The sequence below is a fragment of the Amycolatopsis sp. NPDC003676 genome (assembly GCF_053587275.1).
The window spans coordinates 1-1,170 of sequence record NZ_JBSFNS010000367.1; the positions used below are offsets into that span (position 1 = coordinate 1).

The window sequence follows — 1,170 nt, forward strand, 5'->3', positions numbered from 1 at the left end:
GGTGCACCGGGCCGACGACCTGCGCGCGGGCCTGGCCGACCCCGGGCTCTCGGCGCGGCGCACCGAATTCCTCGACGCCCACCTGGTGGCGATGGAATGCTCGGCGCGCAAGTTCGCCGGGGAGGACATCGGGTTCGTCGACGAGGTCCGCGCCTACTTCGACGTCGACATCGCGCCCGGCGACCCCGACGACTACCGCGAGGCGCACCGCCGGATGGACGAGGTGCTGGGCGGGGACGGCCCGCTGGCCGAGCGGGCCGCCGCCTACCGGCGCGGCGACGAGATCCCGCCGGACAAGCTCGCGACCTGCGTCGAGGCCTTCTCCAGCGCGCTGCGCGAGCGGGTCCGCGAGCGCTACCCGCTGCCCGACCACGAGACCGTCACCTACGAGGTGGTCGGCGACAAGCCGTGGTCCGGATTCAACTACTACCTGGGCAATTTCCACTCCAAGGTCGCGATCAACTCCGACCTCAAGCAGCACATGGCGCACCTGCCCGCGCTCATCGCGCACGAGGCCTACCCGGGTCACCACACCGAGCACTGCCGCAAGGAGGCCGGGCTGGTCGCCGCGGGCGAGGACGAGCAGACGCTGTTCCTGGTCAACACCCCGCAGTGCCTGATGGCCGAGGGACTGGCCGACCTGGCGCTGCAGTCGATCGTCGGGCCGGGCTGGGGGCTGTGGGCGCAGGAGATCTACGCCGATCTCGGCCTGCGGTTCGACGGTGAGCGGGCCGAGCGCTTCTCGACCGCGTCGGCGAAACTGCTGAGCGTGCGTCAGGACGCGGCGCTGCTGCTGCACGACCAGCATCGCGGCGAAGACGAGGTCGCGGCGTTCCTGCAGCGGTGGAGCCTGGCCACGCCGGAGCGGGCGCGGCAGTCGCTGCGGTTCCTGTCCTCGCCGCTGTGGCGGGCCTACATCAGCACCTATGTGGAGGGCTACCGCCTGCTCGGCGGCTGGCTGGACAACGCCGTCGACGCGCAGGACCGGGTCGAGCGATTCGGCCGTCTGCTCGACGAGCCGCTCACGCCGGGCGCGATCCGGCGGATGCCGGTCTGAGCTACAGGACGACGGCGCAACCGCCGGGGCTGAACAGCGAGCAGACGAGATAGCTCAGTTGCATCAGCAGCGCCTCGATCGGGTTGGCCGGCGCGATGGCCGGGGTCGATCCC

1 protein-coding gene is annotated in these 1,170 nt (G+C 71.5%); it reads left to right on the forward strand.

Annotation, left to right across the window (positions count from 1 at the left end; genetic code table 11):
- On the forward strand, positions 1–1,057 hold a 1,057-nt coding region (locus ACWDNU_RS46475; protein WP_449673526.1), incomplete at its 5' end, for a DUF885 domain-containing protein.
- Positions 1,058–1,170: the final 113 nt, after the last annotated feature.